Genomic DNA, 1,098 nt, shown 5'->3' with positions numbered 1-1,098 from the left:
TCTCCGCGGTGGGCTGGCCCAGGCCGTCGAAGGTGGTGCGGGTCTGGGACGGGACGTCCTGGTCGCCGACCGGGAGGAGCTTCGCCTCGGGCTCCTTGTCGTTGTAGTAGCCGTCGTTCTCCTTCCACTTGCGGCCGATACTGTCGTAGAAGGAGTCGTTGACGATCCGGCCCGCGCCGACCGCCTCGTCCTGGGTCTGCCGCTCGCGCAGCAGGCCGTCGAGGATCTCGTAGGACACGGCGTACTTGCCGTTGTCCTTCAGCGTCCGCGAGGTGACGATCGTCGGGCCGTCGCGGCGGACGGTGTAGTCGTACGTGGCGGACGGGGTCTGGGTCGCCGGGTCGCGGTCGATCTCCCAGACCTTCAGGAGCCGGCCCAGCGGGTCGTACTCCATCGTCGCCGACTTGCCGTTGGCGTCGGTCTCCTTCTTCGGCAGACCGCGGACGTCGTCGAACTCCGTGGTCTCCGTGTGGCCGAGCGGGTCGTGCGAGACCTGCTTGGTCGGCCGCGCGACGGTGGCCGGCGTGTACTCCATCCACGTCTTGCGGTTGTCCGCGTCCCAGGTCGCTACCTCGCGGCCGTGGATGTCGTACTCGGTCTTGTCGATGGTGATGTAGCCGTCGCCGGTGCCGTTGAGCTCCTGGACCTCGGTGGGCAGGCCCTTGGTGGGGGCCGCGCCGAAGGCCAGGTTGTCGTAGAGCGTGCGGGTGTCCTCGACGACCTCGCCGCCGGTGGTGCCGCAGGCGCCGAGCGTGGTCTTCTCGCGGGACTCCAGCTCGATCAGGTACGCGGAGGTGTTGCGGGCGTAACTGACCGTGGAGCAGCGCAGCTTGCCGCTGGGCGTCTTCTCCTCGACCTGGTACGGCAGGCCGTAGCTGTCGTACTTGGTGGTCTCGGTGGAGGTGCGCCAGGTGTCGCCCTTGACCCGCTCGCGGGTGCGGACGGTCTCCGGGCGGGCCATCCACGCCTCCAGCGCGGTGGTGCCGGCCCGTGTGCGGGTGGCCGTCCTCACCGCCCAGGGGGTGGTCACCGTCGCCGAGTCGATGGCTCCGCCGTCGGACTCGTAGGTGATCTGTTCCAGGAGCTGGCCCTGGTACT

Annotated in this window: 1 pseudogene; it reads right to left on the bottom strand. The window is 69.2% G+C overall.

Features of this window, described 5'->3' with window-relative positions:
* A pseudogene (locus ALMP_RS39550) lies at window positions 1-1,098 on the bottom strand (Rhs family-like protein); the annotation flags it as partial.

It is taken from the genome of Streptomyces sp. A012304 (assembly GCF_026008495.1).
Taxonomy (GTDB): domain Bacteria; phylum Actinomycetota; class Actinomycetes; order Streptomycetales; family Streptomycetaceae; genus Streptomyces.
This window is presented reverse-complemented; position numbering and strand designations above follow the sequence as displayed.